This is a genomic window from Nonomuraea sp. NPDC049646 (assembly GCF_044465525.1).
Taxonomy (GTDB): domain Bacteria; phylum Actinomycetota; class Actinomycetes; order Streptosporangiales; family Streptosporangiaceae; genus Nonomuraea.
In genome coordinates, this window is the sequence record NZ_JBITLU010000021.1 from 77,874 (window position 1) to 103,544 (window position 25,671).

The window sequence follows — 25,671 nt, forward strand, 5'->3', positions numbered from 1 at the left end:
CCGGTCGAGCGTCGGGGACATCATGACATCGGGCCGCGCGTCGTCCACGCCCGGCCTGCCGCCGGGCCCGTGCGGGACGTCATGCTCCAGGCTAGCCCTCGCCTCCTCGCACCTGAAGATCGCACACCGGTCCGCGCCCGCACGTCGTACGGCGGCACCGACAGGGAACCTTCCCCGGCGGAGGCCGTCCAGCCGTGCGGGACCGGGATCGCCGCAGCTCAGTCGCGGTCGTAGTGGCAGACGGCCTCCAGCATGACGCCGTGCGGGTCGAGCCAGAACGCGGCGTGGTAGGGCGGCGGGTACTCGGGGAACTCCCTGGGCTCGTGCAGCACCTGCGAGCCGAGCTCCACCGCCCGCGCGTGCGCCTCGGCCACCGCGGACCGGCTGCGCAGCGAGAACGCGAGGTGTTGCAGGCCGGTGCGGTGCCGCGAGTAGTCGCCGGGCTCCTGCGCGAGGTAGAGGAACAGGTACGTGCCCGGCTTGTCGTTGGCCGGCATGTAGCCGATCTCCTCCTCGCTGCTGAAGAACTCCTTGAAGCCGAGGTACGGCAGGAGGGCGTCGTAGTACTCCTTGGCCGCCCGCATGTCGGGGACGTTGATGCCGATATGACCGATCATGCAGGGAGTATCGCGGCCCCCGGCGGCCGGCGGCAACGTGTCGGTCCCGGCTGTTACGGTCGCGGGCATGGTAAGAGAAGTGCCGCCGTCCGGTGGCGAGAAGGAGAGCCTGCACGCCAGCCTCGACCGGCACCGCGACGTGATCGTGTGGAAGCTCCAGGGTCTGGGCGAGGAGCAGGTCAGGCGGCCGATGACGCCGTCCGGCACGTCGCTGCTCGGCATCGTCAAACACCTGGCCGCCGTCGAGTACGGCTGGTTCTGCGCCACCTTCGGCCGCGAGGCCGAGCCGCTGTGGTTCGCCCCCGAGGACGACTTCGCGATCGGCGAGCGGGAGACCACCGAGCAGATCGTCGCCTTCTACGGCCGGGCCCGCGCCGCCGCCGACAAGGCGATCTCCGACCTCCCCCTCGACGAGCCGGGCACCTCGTGGGCGGGCCGCCGGGTGACCCTGCGCTGGGTGCTCATCCACATGATCGAGGACACCGTGCGCCACGCGGGCCACATGGACATCCTGCGCGAGCTGATCGACGGCGCCACCGGCGACCACCCCCGCTGATCGTCCTGCGCCGCCGTCACAGGGTGGTGGGCAGCACCGGGCGGCCGCGCACGCCGGGGTCGGCCGCGAACAGGGCGCCCGCCTCCGGCTGCTCCCGGGCGTCCACCCCGAGCCTCGACGTGGTGACGAACAGCCGGTCGAGGCCGGGGCCGCCGAACGTGACCGCGGTGACCTTGCCGACCGGCAGCTCCACCACGGCGTCGAGCCGCCCGCCGGGGGTGTACCGGTGCACGGCGAACCCCTGCCAGAGCGCCACCCACACCCCGCCCTCGGCGTCGACCGTCAGCCCGTCGGGCGCGCCCTGGCCGGGGTCGATCGTCACGAACGGCCTGCGCCCGGTGAGCCCGCCCGCCGGGTCGTGGTCGAGGACGTCCACCCGGCCGGTGGCGGTGTCGGCGTAGTAGGCCAGGCTGCCGTCGGGGCTGAAGTCGAGGCCGTTGGAGACGGTGACGCCGGTGATCACCGGGCTGAGCGCGCCGTCCGGACCGGCCACGTAGAGGGAGCCGGCTCCGGGGGTCTCGTCGTAGGGCATGCTGCCGATGTAGAAGCGGCCCTCGGGGTCGCAGCCGCCGTCGTTCATGCGCACGCCCGGGTCGCTCCACGCCTGGCCGAGCGGGCGCAGCGGCGCGTCGAGGTCGTCGGCGTCGGCCAGCAGCAGCTCGCGTTCGCCGGCCACCACGTAACCGCCGGACGCGCGCGGGCGCAGCGCCGCGGCGACCGGGCCGACGTGCCGCCGCCGCACGCCGCCCGCGTCGTCGAGGGCCAGCACGTCGCCGGCCAGCATGTCCACCCACCGCAGCCCGCCCCAGCGGGCGGACCACACGGGCCCCTCGCCGTGCTCGGCCACCGGCCCGGTCACGGGGTACGCCTGCACGCTCATACCGGCCTCCTCGGCCCGATCCTAGCGGCGGACGCGATCATCGTTTCCCGCCCGCGGGCACGGGGGCCTCCACCGGCTCGGGCGCGGCGCGGTGCCGTACGGGCTGGAGCTGCGCCGCGAGCAGGGCGGCGAGCACGATGACGGCGCCGGCCACCTGCGCGAGCGTGAGCCGCTGGCCGAGCACCAGCCAGCCGAGCGCGGTGGCGACGACGGGGCTGAGCAGCCCGAGGAAGGTGACCTTGGTGGCCGACAGCTCGCGGATGCCCCGGAACCACAGGGTGTAGGCCAGGGCCGAGCCGATGATCGCGAGGTAGGCGTACCCGGCCAGGTTCTCGCCGGTCAGGTGGGCGGGCGGCGGCCCCTCGACGAGGAACGTCACCGGGGCGAGCAGCAGGCCGCCGGCCGTGAGCTGCCAGCCGGTGGTGGCCAGCAGCGGCGCGGGCGACTTCCAGCGCTTGCTGAGCACGACCCCGACCGCCATCACCACCGCGCCGCCCAGCGCGGCGGCCACGCCCAGCAGGTCGAGCCGGGCGTCGGCGCGCAGCACCAGCAGGCTCACCCCGGCCACGCCCGCCGCCGCGGCGAGCGCGACGCGCCAGGTCAGCCGCTCACCCAGCAGGCCCGCCGACAACAACGCGACCAGCAGCGGCTGGATGGCCCCGACGGTGGCGGCCACCCCTCCGGGCAGCCGGTAGGCGCCCACGAACAACAACGCGAAGAACAACCCGATGTTGAGCGCACCGAGCACCAGGGCACGCCACCACCAGTTCCCCTGGGGCAGCCGCCGCGTGATCGCGATCAGGATCAGCCCCGCCGGCAGCGCGCGGATCAACGCGGCCAGCAGGGGGCGGCCGGGCGGCAGCAGCTCGGTGGTGATCAGGTAGGTGGTCCCCCAGATGGCGGGGGTGAGGGCGGTCAGCAGAACGGTTCCCGTTCGATTACTTAGCACTAAGACAAATTAACCGAAGGGTGGACGTTCCGGCCAGGTGATTTTCCTCACCGCTAAGAGACTTGTAGGCTGCGAGGGTGGCTGACCAGGTCGACTACATCCTCAGGCAGTGGCACGCGCAGCGCCCTGACCTGGACGTCTCCCCCATGGCGGTGATCGGGCGGCTGTCGCGGCTGTCCCGGCTCATCGAGGCCGAGCTCGGCCGTACGTTCGCCGGGCACGGGCTCGACCGGGCCTCGTTCGACGTGCTGGCCACGTTGCGGCGCAGCGAACCGCCCCACCGGCTGACCCCCGCCGCCCTGATGCGCGCCTCCATGGTCACCTCGGGGGCCGTCACCCAGCGGCTCGACCGGCTGGAGTCGCGGGGGCTGGTGCGGCGCACGCCCAGCGACTCCGACGGGCGCGGCGTGCACGTGACGCTCACCGCCGAGGGGCTCGCGCTGATCGACCGCGCGCTGCCCGACCATCTGGCGACCGAGCAGCGGATGCTGTCGGCGCTCACCGCGCAACGACGCGACGAGCTGGCCGCCACCCTGCGCGACCTGCTCGAATCCCTCGGCGACCAGACTTCCTGACCCACCCCGCGCCACCGGCCGGAGCGGGGGTGGCCTCCCGCCACCGCCCGGCTCCGGCCGCGCGGCGCGGGTCACTCGGGGGTGCCGCCCGCTGATCTGGTGGCCAGGGCGAACAGCAGGGCGGCGGCCGCCAGCGCCGCGCCGGTCGCGTACGTGAGGGCCGCGCCCGACGGCAGCGTGAGCCCGCCGAGCAGCGTGCCCGCGCCGATGCCCGCGTAGATCGCCGAGGAGTTGAGCGAGACCACCAGCGGCGCCTCCCCGGGCGCGGCGGCGATGAGCCGGTGCTGCTGCGGCGGCGTCTGAGACCAGCTGCTCGCCCCCCACGCCAGGACCAGCACGCCGACCAGCACCGCCGTGCCACCCGCAGAACCGGCCGCGGTGCCGTCCGCCGGGCCGACCGCCGGGCCGGCCGCCGCCATCCAGGCGAGCAGGCCCAGGCTGGCGGCCATGACCAGGTACGCGACCGGCAGCACCCGGTGGGCGCCCCACCGGTCGGTGGCGTACCCGGCGGCCAGGTTGCCGAGGACGGCGCCGAGCCCGTACAGGAACAGCATGCCCGCCGTCCCCTCCACGCCCACCGCGCGCAGGGCGGGCACGCTGTAGGCGTACACCGTGTAGCTGCCCGCCATCCCGAGCACGGTGAGCGGCAGGATGGCCGTCACCGCCGGCCGCCTCAGCACGTCCAGCCGGGCGCGCAGCGGCACCCGAGGCGCGCCCGGCAGCACCGGCATGATCGCGTACACCGCGGCGGCGACCGCCAGGCAGGCCACGGCCACCGCCCCCAGCGCGTACCGCCAGCCGAGCCGTTCACCGGCCAGGTCGCCGAGCGGCACGCCGAGCGCCGTCGCGACCGTCAGCCCGCCCACCACCACGGCCAGCGCCCGCGCCCGCAGCTCGGGCCGCACCAGGACGGCCGCCACCGCGCCCGCGCCCGGCGTGTACGCCGCCGCCCCGGCCGCCGCCAGCACCCGGCTGACCACCAGCACGGGGAACGACGGCGCCAGCGCCGAGCCCAGGTTGGCCAGCCCGAGCACGACCAGCGCCGTCACCAGCAGCACCCGCCGCGGGACCCGCGCGGCGACGGTGGCCAGCACGGGCGACAGCACCGCGTACGCGACGGCGAACACCGTCACCGACTGCCCGGCCGCCCCCTCGGTTACCTCCAGCGACGTGGCCAGGTCCGGCAGGAACCCGGCCACCACGAACGCGTCCGTCCCCACGGCGAACGTCCCGAGCGCCAGCACCAGCGTCGGGGCGAGGCCCCGGGACTCCGTCTTATTCGGGACATTCAACATCCCGATTCTCCTTCCAGATGTGCGCCCCGCGGGCGGGGTCGAGTTCAGCCGCGAAGGCGTTCGTAGTGGCGGCGCGCGCGGTCGGGGGCGTTGGCCGGAGCCGCGTCCATGAGGTCGGCGACCGTCTGGGCGGCCAGCTCGCGCCGCCAGGCGAGCTCGGCCCGGCGCATGGCCGCCGCGACCCCGCACGGGTGCGCGAACTCGCGGGCGGGCGCCTCGGCCCCCGCGCCGCGCTGCCGGATCTCGGTGCACCTGAACGCCTCGTCGGGCCCCTCGACCGCGGCGACGACGTCCATGAGCGTGATCCGGGCGGGCGGCCTGGCCAGCCTGAACCCGCCCTGCGCGCCCGGCACCGAGGCCAGGATGCCCGCGCGGACCAGCGCCTGGAGCCGCTTCTTGAGGTAGACGGGCGGCAGCTCGAACAGCGCCGCCAGCCGCCCGGTGGACAGCGGGGCCTCGTCCTCCAGCCACGCCAGCACCAGGCAGCAGTGGAGCCCCCACTCGACGCCTTCACCCATGCGCATGAAAGGGGATACTACATGTCCCTTTAACGCCGGCCGCGGCGGCCCTGCCCGCCGGGGGAACCGGCCCTGCCGCGCCGGGCGCTCGGCTCCGGCCCGGCGGCGGTGGCCGTCCAGTGGGCGGGACGGGTCAGGGCGGCGGGCAGCCTCGTGGCGGGGGTGCCCTTGGCGGCGTTGACCTGGGCCTGGGTGAGGAAGACGCAGCCGGTGAGGTCGGCCCCGGACAGGTCGGCGCCCCGCAGGTCGGCGCCGATCAGGTCGGCCAGGCGCAGGTCGGCCCCGCGCAGGTTCGCGCCGATGAGGTAGGCGCCGCGCAGGTTGGCCGCGCGCAGGTCGGCGCCCTTGAGGTTGGCGCCGATCAGATCGGCGCCGCGGTGCTCCCTGCCCCGCCGACCGGCCCTGACCAGCTCGCTCGTACGCAGCAGCAGCGTGTTGACCTGGCCCCGGTGGGCGGCCACGTCGAGCCGTTCCAGGACGCCGGGGCTCTCGCGGGTCAGGCGCTCGGTCTCCTCGTACGCCGCCCGCAGCTCGGGGGCGAGCTCCGCGGCGGCGTCGAGGGTCAGCGCCTCGGCGAGGTACCACAACAGCTCGTGGAGCTGCCGCATGACCGGGAACACGGCGAACATCTGCCCGGACGTCTCAGGCGCGGCGCGCCAGTCGCGGCCCTCGAAGGTGACCTGGGAGACCTTCTGCCCGGCGCCGAAGCAGTCGAAGACCGTGCAGCCGGGGAAGCCGCGCTCGCGGAGCTGGGCGTGGATGCCGCAGCGGAAGTCGTCGCGCAGGTTGACGCAGGGACGGCCGGCGTCCTTGGCGACGGCGAAGTCGGCGGAGGCGGCGAACGGCAGGGCCACGCAGCACAGGCCGAAGCAGCTCTCGCAGTCGGCCAGCAGGCCGAGCTCGCGCGGGGTCCTCTCGGGCAACGCTCTCCTTGTCCTGACGGGGTCTGCCCAGGGTACCGGCGGGATCAGTCCCGCACGTACGGCGTGGTCGTGGTCAGCGGGACGAACCCGAGCCCGAGCAGGATCGGCCGGCTCTGGTCGGAGGCGTCGACCTGGAGGTAGTCGTAGCCACGCTCGGCGGCCCGCCGGGCCCGCCAGGCGACCAGCGCCCGGTAGAGCCCGCGCCCCCGCCAGCCCGGCACGGTGCCGCCGCCCCACAGCCCGGCGAAGCTCGTGCCCGGGGACAGGTCGAGCCGGGCCGCGCTGACCGCCCGCCCGCCCGCCATCGCGAGGACGGGGACGACGGTGTCGTCGGACAGGCGGCCCAGCAGGTGGTCGCGCAGCCTCCCGCCGTCGGTGCCGAAGGCCAGCTCGTGCACCTCGACCAGCGCCTGCACGCCCGCCGCGTCGGTGACCGGCAGCAGGCTCACGCCGTCGGGCGGCGCCACCTCGGTGTCGAGGTCGGCGACCCGGGCGACCATCACGGTCTCGGCCGGTGCGGCGGCGAACCCGGCGGCCAGCAGCCGGTCGGCCAGGTCGGCGGGCCGGTCGTGGGCGTACAGCTTCCACTCGAAGCCGAGGCCGAGGTCGCCGAAGAAGCGCACCTGGCGGGCGACGGCCGTGTCGGCGCTCTCTTCGTCGAGGCCGGACCACAGGACGCCGTTCCAGGCGTGCGGCGGGCCGACCTGGCGGACGACGCCGGCGTCCCGCTCGACCCTGACGTCCGGCCCGTCGGGGCGCGCCTCCCGCCGCATCTGCCGGTCGAACAGCGCCAGCACCTCATCGTGATCCATTCCGCCGACCCTACCGCCGGGCCGGGTCACTCGGCGGCCGGCCAGTCGTCGCCCCAGTCGGCGTCGCGGGCCAGCCGGTACAGCTCGCCCTGCCGCTTGGAGACGACCACGTCGCGCACGCCCTCGCCGGCGGTGCACAGGCGCAGCGACACCAGGCCCTTGCGCTTCTGCGGGTGGCGCAGGACGCGTGCCGCCGCCCGCGGCCACTCCCCCCGCACGGCGGCCACGTAGGAGAACTTCTCGTCCTCGAAGCCGAGCGTGCCGGACTTGACGCGGCGGTGCAGGGTGGTGCGCGGCAGGCGTACGGAGAAGTGGCACCAGTCGCGGCCCGGCCGGATGGGGCAGGGGCCGTCGTGCGGGCAGGGGGCGACGACCGTCAGGCCGCACCCGGTGAGCGTCTCCCGGGCGGTGACGATGTTGGCGTACCCGGCGGGGGTGCCGGGCTCGATGACGATCACCATCGTCGCGTCCGCGGCCAGCCAGCGCACGACGTCGGCGTGCCGCTGCGCGGGCAGCTCGTTGAGGGCGTAGGACATGGTGACCAGGTCGGCGGCGGGCCGGTCGAGCCCCGGGTCGATCGAGGCGCGGCGCCAGGTGACGTCGCGGACGGGCGCGGTCCTGGCCAGCCGCCGGCCGAGCTCGATGATCTGCGGGTCGTGCTCGACGACGGTGACCCGCTCCAGCGAGGGCCAGACCGGCCCGGCCGCCCAGACCGCCGCGCCGGTGCCGCCGCCCACGTCGAGCTGCGTCCGCGGCGCGAAACCCGGGGTCATCGCGGCGGCCATGCGCATGGCCGTGCCCGCGGCGGCGTACGTGGCGGGCATGCGATAGGCGGCGTAGGCCGCGATGTCGGCCGGGGTGCGCAGGTGCGGCGCGGCGTCGGACGGGCCGGTGCGGTAGCGCTCGGTGAGCTGTTCCGTCGCGCGGGACAGGTCGTGCGGCGCGAAGCGGGCCAGGGCCGAGTCCAGGGCGGTCCTGAGCTCGTCGGGAAGCATGGTCATCGTGTGGTCCTGGCGGTCGGGTCGGGGGCGGGGCGGGCGACCGCTGCCAGGCGAGGAACGACCCCTCTGACCTGTCCGGCGACGTCGCGACGCAGCGTACCAAGCGGGCGGCGCACGATGGGACCGGAGCTCAAGGGCCCGGAGCTCTCCGCACCGGGCGAGGGGCGGCCCGCGGCGGCGGCGGAGCTCAGCCGGGCACCGGGGGCCGGAACAGGCGCCAGAACGACTGGGCCGCGGCGACGTCGCGGCGTCCGCCGCACACCCAGTGCGTGATCACGCCGATGAGCGCCCCGGCCAGGAAGGCGGCGTGCACGTCGGCGGGCACGTCCTCGAATCCCGCCGGACGGCTGCCCGCGGCGAAGCGGCCGGTCAGCTCCTCGGTGAGCCGCTCGCGCATCCGGGCGGCGAAGCGGGCGCTGCCCTGGCCGCCCAGCATGCGCTCGTACAGGGTGGCGTTGGCCGCCACGTGGTCGAACAGCTCCGCCAGCGGGGCCGGCGGCCGGTCGCGGGGGGCGTCGAGCGGGCACAGGGCCGCCGCCCGCGCCACGGCGGTGACGGCGTCCTCCATGGCGTCGGTGACCAGCGCGTCGACGTCCGGATAGTGCAGGTAGATCGTGGCGCGGTTGACCTCGGCGTGCTGCGCCAGCGCCGACATGGTGATGCTGCCCAGTTCCTGCCGGGCGGCCAGGTCCAGCACGGCGGCCTTGAGACGGGCACGCGTACGCCGCGCCCGCGGATCGTCCGGGTTCACGCCGCCACTATACGACACATGTTGACTAATCGACAGTTGTCGCATAGATTGCCCGGCATGCGAATCGAAGTCTGGGCGGACATGGTCTGCGGATGGGCCCACATCGGGAAGCGGCGGCTGGAGAAGGCCCTCGCCTCCTGGGAGGGCGAGCCGGTCGAGGTGGTCTGGCGGCCGTTCCAGATCGATCCGTCGGCCCCGGCGAAGGCCGAGCCGCTGGCGGAGGTGCTGAGCGACCCCATGGTCGACGAGGCGCTGCGGGTCTGCTCGCCCGGCCTGTCCCCGGCCGGCAACCGGGCGCGGGTGGCGGGCCTCGCCGCCGACGAAGGGCTCGGGCAGCAGTGGGGCGCGGCCTGGCGGCCCAACACGCTGGAGGCGCACCGGCTGATCGCCGTGGCGTACGAGGCGGGCGGCGCGGCGCTGCAGTCGGCCGTGGTCGAGCGGGTGCTGTCGGCCCACTTCGTCGAGACCCTCGACATCGGCGACCCGGCGGTGCTGTCGGCGATCGCCGCCGACACCGGCGTGCCGTGGGACGGCCGGGGCGCCGGCCTGGTGCGCGAGCTGCTGCTCACGGGCAAGGCCAAGGGCGTGCGCACGTCGCCGACCATCGTGGTGGGCGGCCGCGCCCTGGCCGGGGCCCAGCCGCCGGACGTGATCAGGGACTTCCTGGCCGACGCCGCCGGTCACCCGGTCCGGCGGCTGCCGGCCGAGGTGGAGCGGCTGCGTCACGCCGAGTCGCTGCTCGACCAGCGCGACCCGCTCGGCGCGCTCACGCTGCTGCGCCCGCTGCTCGACGAGCACGGCACGGACCGCGGGGTGCGGCTGCTGGCGGCCCGCGCGTACTTCGCCTCGGCCCAGCTCGGCCGGGCGCGTACGGCCCTGGAGAGCCTGGTCGCCGAGGCGCCCGACGACTCCTACGCCCGTCACCTCCTCGGCCGTACGCTGCACCGCCAGGGTCACCCGGAGCAGGCCGCCCCGCACCTGACCCTGGCCGCCGTGATGACCCCCGACTACGCCTGAGGCTGAGCCCGCGGCGAACGCGACCCGCTCCCGCACCCCCGCGGGAGTGGGTCGCGGGGGTGAAGATCGCCTTTGACCAGGCGGGGCCCGCGTCGGGCGACGCCGTCGTGCTGGTCCATGCCGGGGTGGCCGATCGGCGCATGTGGGAGCACCGGTTCGCGGCGCTGTCGCGGCGTCATCGGGTGATCCGCCACGACCGGCGCGGCCACGGCGGGTCCGCCGACGCCGCGGCCGTTTCAGCCGCCGTTCCGGCGGTCGGGCTCCAGGCGGCCCCAGGTGCGGCCGGTGCGGGCGGTGTCCTCGGCCAGGATCTCCCCGATGGCCGCGGCCAGCAGGTCGCGGTGGCCCGCGGGCAGCCCGGCGGCCAGCGTCTCCAGGCGGGCCGCCACCCCGTCGTGGGCGCGAACCGCGATCCCGGCGCCCGCCGGGGTCAGCTCGATCAGGCAGGCGCGGCGGTCACGCTCGTCGCGCACCCGGGCCACCAGCCCGCGCCTCTCGGCTCGGTCGACGAGCCCCGTCAGGCTCGACCTCTCCAGGCGCAGCGCCCGGGTCAGCCCGGTCATCCCGATGGGCCCGCCGACCAGCAGGCACAGGAGCCGGGCCTGCTGCGGGGTCAGGTCGTGCTCCCTGCTGACCTCGCCGTAGACCTGCTCGACCAGGTGCGCCAGGCGGACGAGCGCCTCGGTGAGGCTCAGACCCGGGGCTTCGGTGGCGACCATGCGACCAGTGTAATTGACAGTAGTTGGCGGCACGAACTAAATTTACTTCGTACCACCAACAGTTCGTACAACCAACCAATGGGTGAGCCCCTCATGCCCGACTACGGTCACGACCTGCAGTTCAGCGCCAACCTCGTCCCGGCCGCCGGGCAGGCGGACGAGGTCGTGGCCCTCGCCCAGCTCGCCGAGCGCGCCGGGCTGGACCTGGTGACGTTCCAGGACCACCCCTACCAGCCCGCCCTCCTCGACACCTGGACGCTGCTCAGCTTCGTCGCCGCGCGCACCGAGCGCATCCGGCTGGCCGGCAACGTGCACCCGCTGCCGCTGCGCCCGCCGGCCGTGCTCGCCCAGGCGGCGGCCAGCCTCGACCTGCTCAGCCACGGCCGGTTCGAGCTGGCGCTCGGCGCGGGCGGCTACTGGGACGCCATCGAGGCCATGGGCGGACCCCGGCGCACCCCGTCCGAGGCCGTGGCCGCGCTGGAGGAGGGCATCGGGATCATCCGCGCGGTCTGGGACGCCGGCACGCGCGGCGGCGTCCACCACCGCGGCGAGCACTACCGGGTGGACGGCCTCAAGCGCGGCCCGCGACCGGCCCACGACATCGGGATCTGGCTCGGGGCGTACAAGCCGCGCATGCTCCGGCTCACCGGGCGGCTGGCCGACGGCTGGCTGCCCTCGCTCCCCCGCCTCCAGGACGTCGCCGCGCTCGGCGAGGGCAACGCCGTCATCGACGAGGCCGCGGTGGAGGCCGGGCGGTCGCCGTCCGACGTGCGGCGGCTGCTCAACCTGGGCGGGCCGCTGCCCGCGGCGCAGCTCGCCGAGCTCGCGCTCGTCCACGGGGTGAGCGTCTTCATCCTCATGTCCGGCGAGCCGCGCGAGATCGAGCGCTTCGCCGCCGAGACCGCCCCGGCCGTACGGGAGCTGGTCGCCGCCGGGCGCGGCCACTCCCCGGAACCGGACCACCACGCCGGAACCAGCGCCGGAACCCGCGCCGCGGTCCAGGTCTGGGACGAGGCCACCAGGCCCACCGCGCCCGACCCCGCCCCCGGCCGCCGGTACACCCCGGCGGAGCAGGCAGCCGGGCAGCACCTCGTGGACGTGCACAACCACCTGCGCGCCGAGCTGGCCCAGCTCCGCGACCTCGTCGAGCAGGTGGCCGCGGGCACGATCGACGCGGGCGCGGCCCGTTCGCAGATCGCGACCATGACGATGCGGCAGAACAACTGGACGCTGGGGGCGTACTGCGAGTCGTACTGCAGGCTCGTCACCATGCACCACACCGGCGAGGACAGCATGGTCTTCCCGAAGCTGCGCCGCGCCGAGCCGGGGCTCACGCCCGTCCTGGACCGGCTGCAGGAGGAGCACGAGGCGATCCACAAGATCATCGAGCGGGTGGACCGGACGCTGGTCGCCTTCGTCGGCGAGCCCGGCGGCGGACTGGGCGACCTGCGCGCCGCCGTCGACCTGCTCAGCGACGCGCTGCTGTCCCACCTGTCGTACGAGGAGCGGGAGCTGGTGCCGCCGCTGTCGAGGCACGGCTTCTAGCGGCGCCCGCGCGGGCGGCCGGGCCTCCGGCACCCGCGCCGCCGTGCGCCGCGTCGCCGGGGGCCGGGCTTCCGGGGGCCGCGTCGCCGGGGGCGGGGAAGGCGTGGCGGCGGGCGGCGGCGACGACCGCTAGGGCGGCGAGCGCCACCGGGAGGGCGGTCCACGGCAGCGCGCCCGCCCCCGCGCCCTCCAGCACCAGCCCTCCGGCGAGCGACCCGGCCGCGATGCCCGCGTTGTAGACGGTCGTCTGCATCGACGTGGCCACGTCGGCGTTCTCCGGCCCCGAGGCGATGACCAGCGCGGTCTGCAGCAGCGTCGGCGCTCCCCCGAACGCCGCGCCCCACAACGCGACCGCGCCCAGCAGCACCCCGGCGGACCCGGCGTACAGGCCGAGGGCCGTCATGGACGCGGCCACCGCGGCCAGCACCGCGAGCAGGGTGGCCCGCGGGCGCCTGTCGATCACCGCGCCGACCACCCAGATGCCCGCCACCGTGGCCACGCCGAACACCAGCAGCACGGTCCCCGGCCGGCCGAACCCCGCCTGCTCGGCGAACAGCGCCAGGTACGTGTACATCGCCTGGTGCCCCAGCAGCACCAGCACCGTCACCGACAGCACGGTCCGGACGCCGGGCACGACCGCGACCCGCCGCAACGGCACCCGCCGCGCCGCCGGCTCGCCGGGGAAGGGCGGCACCTTCCACAGCACCCAGCCCACCAGGACCACCGCCACCGCCGACAGCGACCCGAACGCCGCCCGCCATCCGACCGCCGCCGCGAGCTGCGTCCCCGCCGGGATGCCCGCGCACAGCGCCACCGTGATCCCGGCCGAGACGATCGCGATGGCCCGCCCGCGGCGCTCGGCGGGGACCATGCGGGCGGCGTACCCGACGAGCATGGCCCACAGGATGCCGCCCATCGCCCCCGCGCCCACCCGCGCCGCGAACGTCACCGCGTACGACGACGAGACCGCCGTGACCGCGTTGAGCAGCGCGAACCCGAGCAGCGCGGCCACCAGCACCTGCCGCCTGGGCAGCCCGCGCAGCAACGCGGTGAGCGGGATCGCGGCCAGGAAGGAGGCGACCGCGTAGGCGGTCACGAGGAACCCGGCCGTCCCCTCCGGCACGCCGAGGGCGGCGGAGAGCTGCGGCAGCAGGCCCGCCGGGAGGAGTTCGGTCATGACGGCCGTGAACGCCGCCGTGAACAGCGCGAGCAGCCCCGCCCACGGGAGTTTCGCAGGAGACATGCCGCCTATGCTGGAACCTTCACATCAGTGTGAAGGCAAATCCTCCGAGGGAAGCATGAAGATCGGACAGTTGTCCCAGCGTACGGGCGTGCCGACGCGCATGCTGCGCTACTACGAGGAGCAGGATCTGCTGCATCCCGACCGCGCCGTCAACGGCTACCGGGACTATCCCGAGTCGGCGGTGTACCGGGTCCAGCAGATCCGCGGCCTGCTCGACTCCGGGCTCACCACGGAGATCATCCGCCGCATCCTGCCGTTCCTCAACAAACCGGACGAGATCCACCTGCATCCGGAGTGCCTGACGCCCGAACTGGCCGAGCTGCTGCGGGCCGAGGCGGGCCGCATCCAGCAGCGCATCGACTGCCTGTCCCGCAACCGGGACGCCATCCACGCCTACCTGGCCGCCGTACGGTCCGCCGCGGACGGAGGCGCGGCCTCGGCCTGATCGTTCCGCCGCGAATCCGGTCTGCTGGAATGAGGGCATGGAGACCCTGGCCGACCTTCTCTCGGACGCGGCGGCGGGCCGCCCGCCCGCCCCCGACGGCAGCGTGACCGTCCTCCCCCAGCCGTCGGAGCGCGACGCGGGGATCATCGCCTTCACCGCCCACACGGTGGTCTTCGCCGACGTCGATCCGGCTCGGGTGCACGCCCTGCTGCCCGCCGGCGACCTGTCGGCGCCGCTCATGCCGGCGTTCCTGACGGCGATGGAGGCCGCGACCGGCAGGCGTACCGGCAACCTCGACCTGCTCGCGCTGGCCGCCCCCGCCCCCGGGCCGCCCCCGCTCCCGCTGGAGGAGCTCACCGCGGGCGACCACCCGCGCGTCGTCCGGGCCCGCCGCTACCGGGACGCCGTGCGCGTGTGGATCACCGGCGACGGCGCCGGCCTGGTCACGCTGGGCCGCGGCGTGGCGGGCCGCTGGGAGGCGGCCGTCGAGGTGGAGCCCGAGCACCGCGGGCGCGGGCTCGGCAGGTCGCTGGCCGCGGCGGCCAGGCACCTGACGCCCGGCCCGCTGTGGGCGCAGATCGCGCCGGGCAACGCCGCGAGCGTACGGGCGTTCCTGGCCGCCGGTTACCTGCCTATGGGGGCCGAGGTGCTGCTCGTCCCGGAGGACGGAGGGCTCTGAGGCGGCCCGCGCCCGGGGTCCGCTCGGGCCGGAACGCCGTGCGGAAGGCCCGTGCGCCCTTGCCAGGCCGGGGTCGCCGGTGTCCGGGAGTTTGCTGGTAGGGGGCCCGCTGTTGGGGGAAACCGGGTGTGGCGCTGCGGAGGGCGTCCAAGATCGCTACGTATAGTGATGGCCGATGTCACTTCGTGATTACAGGGGGAGCTCATGAGAGGTAACCTCATCGCCGCCGGCGGTGCACTGCTCGTCGCGGCCGCGGTGTTCAGCATGGCCGGCGTGGCCGCCGCGGACGCCTGGTCCGACGAGAGGCACTGGCACCCGGACAACTGCAGCCTCGGAACGAACGACGACTCCACGTACCACCACGTCACGAAGTACGGCCGGTTCGCCGGCACCCGTGACGCCGACGCCTGCAAGGGCGGCGAGCACGGGCACGACTCCGACGACGGCTGGGGCTGGAAGAACGACCACGGCCGCCACAACTGGCCGGGCAGCGGCAACGGCAACTGGATCGGCCACGGCTACGGCCCCGGCGCGGGCGTGGGGGTCGGCGGCTAGGGCCGCGCCCTCACCCACCTCGATCCCGGCGCCCCAGCGAGGCGCCGGGATCGACGCATGCCCCGCCCCTCCCGGCTCTCGCCACCGCGGCGGGAGCCGCCGCCTCCGCTGATATCTTCTGCCGTAAAGAGATCCGGGGGCAGAGGAGAGTCGTACTGTGGTCGTCTTCGCCGGGCAGGGGGACGCGCGCCGTTCGATGGCGTTGCTGTGGCGGACCGAGGAGCCGGGCGAGTCGCGTCCCGGCCCCAAGCCGGGCCTGAGCGTGGACCTGATCGTCGACGCCGCCATCGCCGTCGCCGACGCCGAGGGCATGGCCGCGCTGTCCATGCGCAAGGTCGGCGAACGGCTCGGCCGCACCGGCATGGCCCTCTACACCTACGTCCCCAGCAAGGGCGAGCTGGTGGACCTCATGTACGACAAGGCCCTGGGCGAGCTGCCCACCGTCCACGACCTGGCCGGGGGCTGGCGGGCGGCGGTCACCGCGTGGGCCGGGCACCTGTGGCACTTCTACCAGCGCCACCCCTGGGTGCTCCAGGTGTCGCAGGCCCGTCCGGTGCTCGGCCCCAACGAGTTCGCGCTGTTGGAGAGCCTGGTCGCGATCCTGCGCGAGACCGGCCTGCGCCCGCCCGCGCTGCGCGGCGTGGTGTCGTTGCTGTTCGACTTCGTCCGCGGCGCGGCCCGGACGGTCGCCGAGTCGCGGCAGGCCCCGTCGGCCACCGGCGTGTCGGACGAGGAGTGGTGGCACACCCGTTCCCGCCTGCTGGAGGAGGTCGCGCCGGGCTTCGCGGCCCGCTTCCCCATGGTGGCCTGGATCGAGAGCGAGCCCAGCGTCCCCGGCGAGGACGAGCCGTACCTGGAGCATCAGGTGAACGAGGCGTTCACGGTCGGGCTCACCGTGCTGCTCGACGGCGTGCAGGCCGCCGTCGAGCGGACCGGTCCGCACGCCGGGCCGGTCAGCGCCCCTTGAGGAAGGCCGCCCAGGCTTCCAGGCCCGGTTCGGGGTCGGCGCGGCCCACGCCGAGGCGGAACCGGTCGTCCGGCGTGGACGTGAGCTCCGAGCGGTAGACGCCCGCGGGCAGCAGCAGCACGCCGGCCTGTTCGACCAGCTCGGCGCAGAACGCCTCGACGCCGTCCGGCCCCAGGTAGCGGGGGAAGGTGACGCAGCCGCCGTCGGGCGCCCGCCACTCGAACAGGTCGCCGAACTCGCCGAAGAACGCCTCGAAGCGCGGCAGGTTGGCGGCGATGATCCCGCGGTTGCGCGCCAGGATGCGGTCCCGCGCCCTGATCGCGATGCGGGCGAGCAGCTCGCTGGGCGCGGAGTTGCAGATGGTCGTGTAGTGCTTGGCGCGTTCGAGGCGGGCGCGCAGCTCGCGGTCGCGGCAGGCGATCCAGCCGATGCGCAGGCCGGGCAGGCCGAGGGACTTGGAGGTGACGTTCAGCGAGAGCGCCGCCGGCGACAGGTCGGCGGCCTGCGGCAGCGTGCGGGCGGGGTCGAGCTCCAGGCCGCGGTAGACCTCGTCGCTGAACAGGTGGATGCCGCGCTCCTCGCACAGCGCGGCCAGCCGGGCGAGGTCGGCCGCGCCGATGACCTTGCCCGTCGGGTTGTTGGGGAAGTTGACCGACACCACGCGGGTGTTCGGCCGGATCGCGGCCGCCACGGCGTCGAGGTCGAGCGCCCAGTCGCGGGCGGGGTCCAGCGCGACGCCGGTGACCTCGCACAACGCCATCGGCACCGTCTCGGCGGACTGGTAGCACGGCGTGACCACCACGGCGTGGTCGCCGGGGCCGAGCAGCACCTGCATGGCCAGGTACAGGGCTTCCTGGGCGCCCGCGAAGACGAGCACGTCGTCCGCGCCGACGTGCTCGTAGGTGTCCGCGACGGCCTGGCGCAGCCCCGGGTCGCCGAAGGTCTCGGTGTAGCCGAGCGACAGCGTCTCCCAGGCGTGCCTGTCGTCGTCGCCGGCCAGGGCGAGCAGCTCGGCCATGGTCATGGTCTGCGCGTCGGAGGCGGCCAGGTGGTGGCGGGCGGTGAACTCCCAGCGGGAGAAGTAGACCTCCAGCCGGAAGTCGGGAAGCGGGGTCACGGTCGGCTCCTCCTGAGCTCGGCGAGCAGGGCGTAGAGGGTGGAACGGGACGTCCGCAACGCCCCGGCGACGACGGACGGCGCCCGCCGGACGGTGAAGACCCCGGCTTGGTCCAGCTCGGCCAGCACGGCGAGGCGGTCCTCGCGGGTGAGCCGGTCCACCGGCCGGCCGTGCTCGCGGACGTAGGCGCCGACGATCTGCTGCACGCGCTCGGTCCAGTCCTGCTCGAACAGCGCCTCGGGCCGGGGCGCGGACGGCGCGGCGAACGCGGCCAGCAGCGCCGCGGCCTGCTCCAGCGGGGTGCGGTCGAGGTTCACGCAGAGCACGGCGGACGGCTCGCCGCCGGGGTCGCGCAGCACGGCGCTCACCGACGACAGCCGCCGCCCGTCGGCCAGCAGCTTCTCGTAGGGGCCGTAGACGCCGCCGGGCGAGGGGTCGAGCCGGTCGAGCTCGCCGAGCAGCGACGGCGCGCCGGGGCCGCGCCCGGACATCGGGTTCCACACTCCGAGGACCTGGTCGCCGCGGACGTCGTGCAGGACCACCTCGGCGTACGGGGCCAGCAGCGCGGCCACCGCCTCGCACACCGGCGACCACAGCCGCACGCGCTCATCCGTGTTCGTCACGCTCGGATGGTATGTCCAGTTCGGACGCTTTGTCCAGCCAGCTCCGCCGGTCCGGACGCTCAGGCGTGCGCGCCCACGGTGACCGGGCCAAGGGTCAGGCGCGGCCTGCCCTCCAGGATCTCCGCCACCCGTTCGACCTGCTCGTCCAGCTCGGCGCGCTGGGCGGCGGTCAGGCCGGACAGCAGTTCGACCGTGACGTCGATCCGGCCGCCGGAGCGCCGCTGGTGCCAGACCCCGCGCACCTCGCCGTCCACGAGCAGCACGGGGAAGTTGCCCGCCTGCCCGCCGGACAACGCCCGCTGCCAGGCCGGGCCCGGGTAGAGCAGCTCGCGCGGCCGGCCCGCGATCAGGTAGGCGTCGAAGTACGGCAGCAGGCGCACGCCGCGCGGCGGCCCGTCCGGCACCGCCGTGTCCCCCGGCAGCACCCGTGCCGGACACCCGTCGAACAAGACCTCCTCGGTCTCCACCGACGCGAACGCCTCCGCCGCCCACCGCACCGGCGCCCCGATCCACTGGGCGAACTGGGCCGGGGTGGCCGGTCCGTACGCGGCCAGGTAGGCCCTGACCAGGCCGGCCCGCCCGTCCGGCGGCACGGACCCGGCCGGCGCGGCGCGGTAGGTGACCTTGCGCCCTCTGACCGGCCCGAACACGAACGCCCCGCGGTGCGCCGCGGTGGCCATCGCCTGCCGCCAGCGCGGCCACATGCCCTGGAACGCGGGCATGACCAGGTCGCCCGCCCACGGCCCGGTGGCCGCGACGACCGCGTCGCTCAGCTCGTCGATCGTCAGGTCGGCCCCGGCCAGCACGTCGCGGACGGCCTGGACGACCTGGTCGGTCTGCTCCGCCGTCAACCGGACGCCCTGCGCCCCGCCGGGCCCGGCGGGCAGCGACGACAGGGCGCCCAGCCACATGGGCAGGTCGGCCGCCGGCAGCAGGTGCACGGTTCCGCGCGGCCCGTACGTCTTGACCAGGGTCCCCTCGTCCCACAACGCCTCGCGCACGTGGGCGCGGGTGACACCGTCGAGCCGCAGGCCGATCGAGAGCTCGGCCGCCGACATGACCTGGGCGTGCGCCCCGCACATGGCGGCCACGACGGCGGCCTGGCCCTTGTCGGCGGCGGGGGCGGCCAGGTGCGCCCGCTCCAGACGCCGCGCGCTGACCTGCGGCCACGACAGTTCGATCACGAATTCCTCCTCGGTGCGTTCCCCTCACCGTAGAAGGACAGGCGGACAGGTTCGTTCCGCTCAGCCGAGGTCGCCGGCCCTGCCGAGCAGGTAACGCCGCTCGACCTGGTTCGCGGTCAGGCCGGCTGCCCGGCGGTAGAGCGCGGCGGCCCGCGTGGTGTCGCCGGTCATCTGGAGCAGGTGGGCGCGGACCGCGTGCTCCCGTTGCCTGGTGAGCGGGTGCCGGTCCAGGTGGTGGCGGCGGTTGAGGTCGTCCAGGAGCGCCAGGCCGCGGGCCGGTCCGTAGGCGTGGGCCACCGCCACCACCCGGCTGAGCTGGACCGGCGCCGTGGGGGTGAGCCGTTCGAGCCACACGTACAGCATGGCGATCTGGGGCCAGTCGGTCCGCTCGGGCGCGGCGGCCGCGGAGTGCACGGCGGCGATCGCGGCCTGGAGCTGGTAGGGGCCCGCCGGGCCGCGGTTCCAGACGCCGTCGATGAGGGCGGTGCCCTCGTCGATGAGGTCGCGGTCCCACCGGGTGCGGTCCTGCTCGTCCAGGGGGACCAGGTCGCCGCCGTCCGTACGGGCTGCGCGCCTGGACTCGGTGAGCAGCATCAGCGCCAGCAGGCCGGTCACCTCGGCGTCGTCGGCGAGCGTGGCGTGCAGCATGCGGGTCAGCCGGATGGCCTCGCGGGTCAGGTCGACCCGGGCGAGCCGGTCGCCCGCGGTGGCGGTGTAGCCCTCGTTGAAGATCAGGTAGAGCACCCGCATCACGGCAGTCATCCGGCTGTCGCGGTCGGCGTCGGTGGGCGGTGTGAAGCGGGCTCCGGCGCGGGCCAGCCGTTGTTTGGCGCGGCTGATCCGGGCGCCCATGGTGGGCTCGGTCGTGCCGTGGGCGTGCGCGATCTCGGCGGTGGTCAGGCCGCCGACCGCGCGCAGCGTGAGCGCCACCTGGGAGGCGGGGTCGAGCGCGGGATGGCAGCACAGCAGCAGCAGGGTCAGGCTGTCGTCGCTCCCGGCCGCGGGGTGTGCCCGGCGTCCGGGTTCCTGCATGGCCAGGTCGGCCACTCCGGCCCGCAGCTCGCGGCGGTGGCGGGCCTGGTCGGAGCGGAGCAGGTCCACCATGCGCCGGTACCCGACGCGGATCAGCCAGCTGCGCGGGTTGTCCGGGACGCCCTCGATCGGCCAGGCACGGCCGGCGGTCAGCAGCGCCTCCTGCACCGCGTCCTCGGCGATGTCGAAGCGGCCGAAGCGGCGGACCAGCGCGCCGAGCACCTGCGGCGCCTCGGTGCGCAGCAGGTGCTCAAGCTCGCCGTTCACGCCCCGAAGTCCGCACCCATGATCGGGCGGATCTCGATCGGCTCGCCGAGCGCCTCGACGATGCGCGCGGCGATCTCCACGGCCCGCTCCTTGCCGGCCACGTCGATCACGGCGAAGCTGGCCAGGACCTCCTTGAGCTCGGCGAAGGGCCCGTCGGTGGCGACCACCTCGTCACCGACGCGGTGGACGGTGGTGCTGACCGCCGGGTGTCCCAGGCCCTCGCTGCTGACGAACTCGCCGGAGGCGATCAGCTCCCGCTCCAGCTCCTGGTAGGCCGCGAAGGCGGCCAGCGCCTCCTCGGAGGGGACGTCGGCGGCGGCCGCGTCCCACGCGGCGGCCGGGGTGTAGCCGAGCAGCAGGTATTTCATGGTCAATCCCTTGATCGTCGTAGCCGATGTTACGTTCCCCTCAGGCGGCGCGCCGCAGCGACACCGCGAGGACGGTCGTCCACGTGAAGGCGACCAGCCCGTTCACCGCGATCTGGACGCTCATGCGGTCGGGCGACATCGGCACCAGCAGCACCAGCGCGGCGACGGCGCTCAGCACGGCGCTCGCCACCGCCCGGCGGCGGGCGCACCGGACGCTCATCACGGCGGCCGCGGCGGCCAGCGCGGTGAAGGCCACGGCGGCGGCGACCGAGTGCGCGACGCCGTGCCAGGACATCTGCGCGACCGGCCCGTCAGGCGTGCCCGCCGGGAAGCCCTTCTCGGGGTCCATGGTGAAGATCCCGGCCGCCACCAGCCCGGCGCCGAAGACGCCCACCAGGATCGGCAGCGCCCGCCGCCCGATCCCTTCGGTGAGCGTGCGCCCGATGCCGGCGGCCAGCGCCAGCGCCCCCGTCCCCGCGAGGACGAAGGTGAGGATCTGGATCCACCCCAGGTCGCCGGTGGCCAACTGGCTGATGGGGTGGCGGGTGAGGTCGAAGCCCTCACGGGTGAGCATCTGCGTGGTCGCCGAGGCGAAGAAGATCGGCCCGGCCAGCGCCCCGGCCAGCAGCAGGCGTCCGGACGTCCGGGCGCTCCTGCGGACGGGAACGCCGGTTGCGGTGGTGGCGGTCATGAACGTCCTCCCTTGTCGGTGGGTTTCCCGCTCGTTACCTCGGACCCGGATCGGGGTTCTTGACGCCGGTGGAGTGTGATTCACATCACAGCGACTCTCTGTCAAAGCCCGGCAGACGCCTCCGAGGTACCGGTGAAGCACCCACGAAGGAGGACAACATGATCGAGACCCAGCAGCCCAGCCCCGAGTTGAAGGCCCTGGACCGGCTGGTCGGCACCTGGAAGGTCACCGGCGGCGCCGAGGGGACCGTGCGCTACGAGTGGCTGCCCGGACGGTTCTTCCTCGTCCAGCACGTCGAGCTCACCCAGTTCGGCGAGCCGGTCACCGGCATCGAGGTCATCGGCAACCTGCGTCCGTTCGGCGAGCCGACCGGGGCTGACGTGGTGTCCCGCTACTACGACTCGGCGGGCAACACCTTCGACTACGTCTACGAGCTGGACGGCGACCGGCTGACCATCTGGGCCGGGGCCAAGGGCGGCCCGGCCTACTACCAGGGCGTCTTCGACGCCGACGGCGCCACGCTCACCGGCGAGTGGGTCTACCCCGGCGGCGGCGGGTACGCCTCCACCTCGACGCGCGTCTGACGCCTGACCGGAAGGAACCCGCGGTGGCGGCGAGCCGTTCGAGACGGCCCGCCGCCACCGGCCCAGGGCGAGCCGTTCCGGCCTCACCACACAATGCGCGCCCGTACGGCCCTCGCCGGAAGCGTGGACCAGACGCCCACACCGGTCCGGCGGCATCCGAAGAGATCCGATCATCTGGAGGACAAATCGTCATTTCCGTCGCAATACAAGCCAGCAAGAGTGAATTGATCGGATGAAACGTGACCTTGGCGTGATCGCCTTCGTCTGAGGGGTTGGCCACAATGAGGGCCATCCCCCGACTGGAGGCCCTTGTGCGCCATGGCAAGCCCTGGCGGCTGCTCCTCGCGGCGGCTCTCGCCGCGACCGGACTGACCGCTCTCACCCCCGCCTCCGCCCAGGCGGCCGGCACCGTCTTCCACGTCTCCCCCGACGGCGACGACGGCGCCGCCGGCACCGAGGCGGCGCCGTTCCGTACGATCGAGCGCGCCCAGCGCGCGGTGCGCGCGGTGCTGCCCACCGCGCCCGAGCCGCCCCGGGTACGGGTCCGCGGCGGCGTCTACCACCTCGCCGAGCCCCTCACCTTCACCCCCGCCGACTCCGGGGCCGTCTACGAGGCCGCCGCCGGCGAGCAGGTCGTGCTCAGCGGCGGACGCCGGCTGACCCCCGCCTGGACCCCGTACCAGGGCGCGACCCTGGTGGCCGACATCGGCGCGGGCCTCGACTTCGACGAGCTCTTCCTCGACGGCGCCCGGCAGGTCCTGGCCCGCTACCCCAACGCCGATCCCAAGGAGGCCGTGCTCGACGGGTACGCCGCCGACGCGATCTCGCCCGAACGGGTGGCCCGCTGGAAGAACCCCACGACCGCGCTGGTCCGGGGGCTGCACCAGGGCGAATGGGGCGGGAACTCGTTCAAGGTGACCGGCGTCGGCGCCGGCGGCGTCCCGATCCTGAAGTGGGTCGGCGACAACAACCGGGGCGACGGCCTGCATCCGCAGAAGCGCATGGTGGAGAACGTCCTGGAGGAGCTGGACGCCCCCGGCGAGTGGTTCTACGACAAGGACGCCGGCCGCCTCTACCTCCAGCCGCCCGCGGGCCTGGACCCGGCCAAGGCCCGCGTCGAGACCGCCGAGCGCGAGGAGCTCGTGCGGGTCGTCGGCGACTCGCCGTCCGCGCCGGTGCGCGACCTCACCTTCACCGGGTTCACCTTCACCCAGACCCACCGCACGCTGTTCAGCCGCCCGTACGAGAGACTGCAGCTCGGCGACTGGGCCATCGTCCGCGCCGGCGCGGTCTACCTGCGCAACACCCAGCGGGTCGCCATCCGCGACGCGCGGTTCGACCAGGTCGGCGGCAACGCCGTCTTCATGGACGGCTACGCCGACGGCAACGTCGTCTCCGGCGGCGAGTTCCGCGAGTCGGGGGCCAGCGACGTGGCGGTCGTCGGCTCGCCGGCGGCCGTCCGCGAGCCGTCCACCTGGGACGACATGCGGCGCACGATCACCGACACCACGCCGGGCCCGAAGACCGAGGACTACCCGCGCGACATCACCATCAGCGGCAACCACATGACCCGCAACGGCCGGTTCGAGAAGCAGAGCTCGGGTGTGCAGATCTCGATGAGCCGCCGGGTGACGGTGTCCGGCAACACCGTGCACGACGGCCCGCGCGCCTGCGTCGACGTCAACGACGGCACCTGGGGCGGCCACGTCATCGAGGACAACGACATCTTCGACTGCGTGAAGGAGACCTCCGACCACGGGCCGATCAACACCTGGGGCCGCGACCGCTTCTGGCCGCTGACCGCCGGGGACGCCCAGAAGAAGGCGTACGCCAAGCTCGACGCGATGGAGACGACGAAGATCCGGCACAACCGGATCCGGCACTCCTCCCACTGGGACGTCGACCTCGACGACGGCTCCTCCAACTACGAGGTCACCGGGAACCTGCTGCTCAACGGCGGGGTGAAGCTGCGCGAGGGCTTCTTCAGGACCGTGCGCGGCAACATCTTCGTCAACGGCGGCGGCCACTTCCACGTCTCCTACGCGAGCAACGGCGACGTCGTGGAGAAGAACATCTTCGTCACCGACGACCCCTACGACTTCATCCAGAGCGACCCGTCCACCTCCGGGACCGTCTACGACGACAACCTGTTCTGGAACAACGGCAAGCCGGTCGCCGACATCACCGCCGCCTGGCGGGCCCGCGGGCTGGACACCCGCTCGGTGGTCGCCGACCCGCTGTTCGAGGGGCAGAGCCCGTACGCCGACCCGGCCAAGCTCGACTACACGCTCAAGGCCGGCTCCCCCGCCCTCGCGCTGGGCTTCCAGCCGTTCCCGATGACCGGGTTCGGCAAGCCCGGCTCGCCCACGCCGCCGCCGCTCACCTGGCGCGAGCCCGAGACCGGCATGACGATCGGCAACCTGGCCGAGCCGCTCATGGGCGCGACGGCGACCGAGGTCCACAGCGACGAGGTGAAGTCCTCGGTCGGGCTCACCGACTACGACGGCCTGTTCCTGGCCGCCGTCCCGGCCGGGTCCCACGCCCACGGGCAGGGGCTGCGCACCGGCGACGTGATCAGGGAGATCGCGGGGACCAAGGTCACCGGCCGCGACAGCTTCTGGAAGGTCTACAACCGCACGCCCGCCGGGCGTCCGGTGCCGCTGAAGGTCTGGCGCGCGCAGGCGCTGACCGACCTGAGCCTGACCAAGGCGTACGGCGTGGAGACCATCGACAACGTCTCCGGCGTCACCTATACCGGCGAGGGCTGGGACTGGAAGAACGACCGGCGCGGCGGCGGCGGCTCGACCCTCGACGACCTGCACGCCACCCAGACCGACGGCGACTCCTTCGAGCTGGCCTTCCACGGCACCGGCGTGGAGTACATCGCCCAGGTCAACTCCGACGAGGGCAAGGTCGACCTCTACCTGGACGGCAAGCTCGACGCCACCATCGACAACGGCAACCCGACCCGGGAGTACCAGAAGGTCGTCTACACCAGGACCGGGCTGGCGCCCGGCCCGCACACGCTCAAGGGCGTCAAGAAGGACGGCTCGTACTTCATCGTGGACGGCTTCAAGATCCACTCCGCTCCCGCGAACGAGGACGGCGAGCCGCCGGTGACGACAGCGTCCGGGGTGCCCGCCGGCTGGTCGGACGGGCCCGTGGAGGTCGTCCTGACCGCCGCGGACGCGGGCTCCGGCGTGGCGCGCACCGAGTACCGGCTCGGCGACGGCTCCTGGCAGCCTTACACGGCCCCGGTCCGGGTGGACCGCGAAGGGGAGAGCGTGCTGGCCTTCCGCAGCGCCGACCAGGCGGGCAACGTCGAGGAGCCGAAGTCGGTCACCGTCCGGATCGACGCGACGGCCCCCACCCTGACCGTCACGCCGGACCCCGCCCGGCTGTGGCCGCCGAACCGCAGGCTGGCGCCGGTGAAGGTGGCGCTGAAGGCGTCCGACGCCGGGCCCGTCACCGTCACCCTGGTCTCGATCACCAGCTCCCAGGGCGATGCCCGGGACGACGTGCGCGAGGCCGCCACCGGCACCGCCGACACGTCCTTCGCCCTGCGCGCCGAGCGGGACGGCGGCCAGGACCGGATCTACACGATCACCTACCGGGCGGTGGACCGCGCGGGCAACGCCACCGAGACCCGCGCCCAGGTCACCGTGGGACGCGCCGGCTAGGAAAGCGGACGGACCGGCTCCTTCGAGCTGGTCTGTCCGACTTCCGCCGTCATGCGCATGGCGGGCTTCCTGTCAGGG

Annotated in this window: 27 protein-coding genes; 10 read left to right on the forward strand and 17 right to left on the reverse strand. The window is 74.4% G+C overall.

Annotated features, from left to right (window positions below; translation table 11 throughout):
* Positions 1 to 218: 218 nt before the first annotated feature.
* Positions 219 to 617: a VOC family protein gene (locus tag ACIBQ8_RS43225; RefSeq protein ID WP_397195034.1), complete on the reverse strand. Its 399-nt coding sequence runs from the start codon at positions 615 to 617 to the stop codon at positions 219 to 221.
* A 67-nt stretch (positions 618 to 684) separates the two neighbouring features.
* Between ACIBQ8_RS43225 and ACIBQ8_RS43230 the strand changes: the two genes are divergently transcribed.
* A complete protein-coding gene (locus ACIBQ8_RS43230) occupies positions 685 to 1,173 on the forward strand; it encodes a DinB family protein (protein ID WP_397174428.1) in 489 nt (162 codons plus the stop codon).
* A gap of 16 nt (positions 1,174 to 1,189) precedes the next feature.
* Here the strand turns inward: ACIBQ8_RS43230 and ACIBQ8_RS43235 are convergent, their stop codons facing one another.
* A complete protein-coding gene (locus ACIBQ8_RS43235) occupies positions 1,190 to 2,053 on the reverse strand; it encodes an SMP-30/gluconolactonase/LRE family protein (protein ID WP_397195035.1) in 864 nt (287 codons plus the stop codon).
* A gap of 37 nt (positions 2,054 to 2,090) precedes the next feature.
* Positions 2,091 to 3,002 (reverse strand): EamA family transporter, encoded by a 912-nt coding sequence (locus ACIBQ8_RS43240; RefSeq protein ID WP_397174425.1) that lies wholly within the window; start codon positions 3,000 to 3,002, stop codon positions 2,091 to 2,093.
* A 77-nt stretch (positions 3,003 to 3,079) separates the two neighbouring features.
* Here ACIBQ8_RS43240 and ACIBQ8_RS43245 point away from each other — a divergent pair, with 77 nt between their 5' ends.
* Entirely contained in the window at positions 3,080 to 3,577 is a 498-nt protein-coding gene (locus ACIBQ8_RS43245; RefSeq protein WP_397174423.1) for a MarR family winged helix-turn-helix transcriptional regulator, read from the forward strand.
* Positions 3,578 to 3,648: 71 nt separating this feature from the next.
* On the opposite strand, the gene ACIBQ8_RS43250 is transcribed toward ACIBQ8_RS43245, so the two are convergent.
* The 6 genes from ACIBQ8_RS43250 to ACIBQ8_RS43275 all read right to left on the reverse strand — a co-directional run bounded on the left by ACIBQ8_RS43250 (position 3,649) and on the right by ACIBQ8_RS43275 (position 8,877).
* Positions 3,649 to 4,872 (reverse strand): MFS transporter, encoded by a 1,224-nt coding sequence (locus tag ACIBQ8_RS43250; protein ID WP_397195036.1) that lies wholly within the window; start codon positions 4,870 to 4,872, stop codon positions 3,649 to 3,651.
* A 44-nt stretch (positions 4,873 to 4,916) separates the two neighbouring features.
* A complete protein-coding gene (locus tag ACIBQ8_RS43255; RefSeq protein ID WP_397174419.1) occupies positions 4,917 to 5,396 on the reverse strand; it encodes an RrF2 family transcriptional regulator in 480 nt (159 codons plus the stop codon).
* Positions 5,397 to 5,419: 23 nt separating this feature from the next.
* Positions 5,420 to 6,313, reverse strand: a complete 894-nt coding sequence (locus tag ACIBQ8_RS43260; RefSeq protein ID WP_397195037.1) for a pentapeptide repeat-containing protein — start codon at positions 6,311 to 6,313, stop codon at positions 5,420 to 5,422.
* Positions 6,314 to 6,357: 44 nt separating this feature from the next.
* Positions 6,358 to 7,125, reverse strand: coding sequence for a GNAT family N-acetyltransferase (locus ACIBQ8_RS43265; protein WP_397195038.1), 768 nt, complete (start codon positions 7,123 to 7,125; stop codon positions 6,358 to 6,360).
* Positions 7,126 to 7,151: 26 nt separating this feature from the next.
* The gene (locus ACIBQ8_RS43270; protein WP_397174414.1) at positions 7,152 to 8,126 is read right to left on the reverse strand and encodes a small ribosomal subunit Rsm22 family protein; all 975 of its coding nucleotides are present in this window, start codon (positions 8,124 to 8,126) and stop codon (positions 7,152 to 7,154) included.
* A 187-nt stretch (positions 8,127 to 8,313) separates the two neighbouring features.
* Positions 8,314 to 8,877: a TetR/AcrR family transcriptional regulator gene (locus tag ACIBQ8_RS43275; protein WP_397195039.1), complete on the reverse strand. Its 564-nt coding sequence runs from the start codon at positions 8,875 to 8,877 to the stop codon at positions 8,314 to 8,316.
* 57 nt (positions 8,878 to 8,934) lie between these two features.
* Here ACIBQ8_RS43275 and ACIBQ8_RS43280 point away from each other — a divergent pair, with 57 nt between their 5' ends.
* Positions 8,935 to 9,894, forward strand: coding sequence for a DsbA family protein (locus tag ACIBQ8_RS43280; protein ID WP_397174410.1), 960 nt, complete (start codon positions 8,935 to 8,937; stop codon positions 9,892 to 9,894).
* A 236-nt stretch (positions 9,895 to 10,130) separates the two neighbouring features.
* On the opposite strand, the gene ACIBQ8_RS43285 is transcribed toward ACIBQ8_RS43280, so the two are convergent.
* A complete protein-coding gene (locus tag ACIBQ8_RS43285; RefSeq protein ID WP_397195040.1) occupies positions 10,131 to 10,613 on the reverse strand; it encodes a MarR family winged helix-turn-helix transcriptional regulator in 483 nt (160 codons plus the stop codon).
* Positions 10,614 to 10,691: 78 nt separating this feature from the next.
* Between ACIBQ8_RS43285 and ACIBQ8_RS43290 the strand changes: the two genes are divergently transcribed.
* Positions 10,692 to 12,158, forward strand: a complete 1,467-nt coding sequence (locus tag ACIBQ8_RS43290; RefSeq protein ID WP_397195041.1) for an LLM class flavin-dependent oxidoreductase — start codon at positions 10,692 to 10,694, stop codon at positions 12,156 to 12,158.
* On the opposite strand, the gene ACIBQ8_RS43295 is transcribed toward ACIBQ8_RS43290, so the two are convergent.
* Positions 12,082 to 13,401, reverse strand: coding sequence for an MFS transporter (locus ACIBQ8_RS43295; RefSeq protein ID WP_397174405.1), 1,320 nt, complete (start codon positions 13,399 to 13,401; stop codon positions 12,082 to 12,084). The two genes, ACIBQ8_RS43290 and ACIBQ8_RS43295, sit on opposite strands and share 77 nt — an antisense overlap.
* A gap of 55 nt (positions 13,402 to 13,456) precedes the next feature.
* Between ACIBQ8_RS43295 and ACIBQ8_RS43300 the strand changes: the two genes are divergently transcribed.
* The 4 genes from ACIBQ8_RS43300 to ACIBQ8_RS43315 all read left to right on the forward strand — a co-directional run bounded on the left by ACIBQ8_RS43300 (position 13,457) and on the right by ACIBQ8_RS43315 (position 16,047).
* Complete coding sequence (locus ACIBQ8_RS43300) at positions 13,457 to 13,846, forward strand: MerR family transcriptional regulator (protein WP_397174403.1); 390 nt, start codon at positions 13,457 to 13,459, stop codon at positions 13,844 to 13,846.
* Positions 13,847 to 13,883: 37 nt separating this feature from the next.
* Positions 13,884 to 14,525 carry a GNAT family N-acetyltransferase gene (locus ACIBQ8_RS43305; protein WP_397174401.1) on the forward strand — a complete coding sequence of 214 codons (642 nt, stop codon included), beginning with the start codon at positions 13,884 to 13,886 and terminating at the stop codon, positions 14,523 to 14,525.
* 204 nt (positions 14,526 to 14,729) lie between these two features.
* On the forward strand, positions 14,730 to 15,080 hold the full coding sequence (locus ACIBQ8_RS43310; RefSeq protein WP_397174400.1) for a hypothetical protein: 351 nt from the start codon (positions 14,730 to 14,732) through the stop codon (positions 15,078 to 15,080).
* Positions 15,081 to 15,237: 157 nt separating this feature from the next.
* Entirely contained in the window at positions 15,238 to 16,047 is an 810-nt protein-coding gene (locus tag ACIBQ8_RS43315) for a TetR/AcrR family transcriptional regulator C-terminal domain-containing protein (RefSeq protein WP_397174399.1), read from the forward strand.
* Here ACIBQ8_RS43315 and ACIBQ8_RS43320 read toward each other — a convergent pair.
* The 6 genes from ACIBQ8_RS43320 to ACIBQ8_RS43345 are packed head-to-tail and all read right to left on the reverse strand — an operon-like array spanning position 16,034 to position 21,329.
* A complete protein-coding gene (locus ACIBQ8_RS43320; RefSeq protein WP_397195042.1) occupies positions 16,034 to 17,164 on the reverse strand; it encodes an aminotransferase class I/II-fold pyridoxal phosphate-dependent enzyme in 1,131 nt (376 codons plus the stop codon). The genes ACIBQ8_RS43315 and ACIBQ8_RS43320 overlap by 14 nt on opposite strands.
* Positions 17,161 to 17,787, reverse strand: coding sequence for a transcriptional regulator (locus tag ACIBQ8_RS43325; RefSeq protein ID WP_397174396.1), 627 nt, complete (start codon positions 17,785 to 17,787; stop codon positions 17,161 to 17,163). The genes ACIBQ8_RS43320 and ACIBQ8_RS43325 overlap by 4 nt, the downstream gene beginning before the upstream one ends.
* 59 nt (positions 17,788 to 17,846) lie before the next feature.
* The gene (locus ACIBQ8_RS43330; protein ID WP_397195043.1) at positions 17,847 to 18,971 is read right to left on the reverse strand and encodes a winged helix DNA-binding domain-containing protein; all 1,125 of its coding nucleotides are present in this window, start codon (positions 18,969 to 18,971) and stop codon (positions 17,847 to 17,849) included.
* Positions 18,972 to 19,031: 60 nt separating this feature from the next.
* A complete protein-coding gene (locus tag ACIBQ8_RS43335) occupies positions 19,032 to 20,270 on the reverse strand; it encodes an RNA polymerase sigma factor (protein ID WP_397174394.1) in 1,239 nt (412 codons plus the stop codon).
* Positions 20,267 to 20,638 (reverse strand): YciI family protein, encoded by a 372-nt coding sequence (locus tag ACIBQ8_RS43340; protein WP_397195044.1) that lies wholly within the window; start codon positions 20,636 to 20,638, stop codon positions 20,267 to 20,269. The genes ACIBQ8_RS43335 and ACIBQ8_RS43340 overlap by 4 nt, the downstream gene beginning before the upstream one ends.
* A gap of 40 nt (positions 20,639 to 20,678) precedes the next feature.
* The gene (locus ACIBQ8_RS43345) at positions 20,679 to 21,329 is read right to left on the reverse strand and encodes a DUF998 domain-containing protein (protein WP_397195045.1); all 651 of its coding nucleotides are present in this window, start codon (positions 21,327 to 21,329) and stop codon (positions 20,679 to 20,681) included.
* A 158-nt stretch (positions 21,330 to 21,487) separates the two neighbouring features.
* On the opposite strand from ACIBQ8_RS43345, the gene ACIBQ8_RS43350 reads away from it, so the two are divergent.
* Positions 21,488 to 21,913: a hypothetical protein gene (locus tag ACIBQ8_RS43350; protein ID WP_397174389.1), complete on the forward strand. Its 426-nt coding sequence runs from the start codon at positions 21,488 to 21,490 to the stop codon at positions 21,911 to 21,913.
* Between the two features lie 311 nt (positions 21,914 to 22,224).
* A complete protein-coding gene (locus ACIBQ8_RS43355) occupies positions 22,225 to 25,593 on the forward strand; it encodes an OmpL47-type beta-barrel domain-containing protein (protein ID WP_397195046.1) in 3,369 nt (1,122 codons plus the stop codon).
* Positions 25,594 to 25,671 lie beyond the last annotated feature (78 nt).